Below are 342 nucleotides of genomic sequence, written 5' to 3'. Positions count from 1 at the left end.
GAACAGCCGGGGAAACACGAAAGCCCCCCGGTGACCGGAGGGCCTTCGCTCTGCGCTGCTCACCTCAACTACGGATGAAGCTCCCCCAATTGGACTCGAACCAATAACCTGCCGATTAACAGTCGGCTGCTCTGCCAATTGAGCTATGGGGGAATGCAATACAGACAGCCGCGCGGCCGTCGGCGGGCCGTCCGAGTTCCCCCAATTGGACTCGAACCAATAACCTGCCGACTAACAGTCGGCTGCTCTGCCAATTGAGCTATGGGGGACTGAGCTTACGCCTCGATCTCCGGGATCCTCCCAGCCCTCTCGTCGCCCGCTTCGGCACCTACATTAGCGCAC

The 342-nt window shown here is 60.5% G+C and carries 2 tRNA genes; both read right to left on the bottom strand.

The window, feature by feature from the left end:
• Positions 1-80: 80 nt before the first annotated feature.
• Positions 81-153, bottom strand: a tRNA-Asn gene (locus UK12_RS34125).
• Between the two features lie 43 nt (positions 154-196).
• Positions 197-269, bottom strand: a tRNA-Asn gene (locus UK12_RS34120).
• Positions 270-342 lie beyond the last annotated feature (73 nt).

Source organism: Saccharothrix sp. ST-888 (genome assembly GCF_000955975.1).
Lineage (GTDB): Bacteria > Actinomycetota > Actinomycetes > Streptomycetales > Streptomycetaceae > Kitasatospora.
The sequence above is the reverse complement of the archived record's forward strand: the minus strand, read 5'-3'. Positions and strand labels throughout refer to the sequence as shown.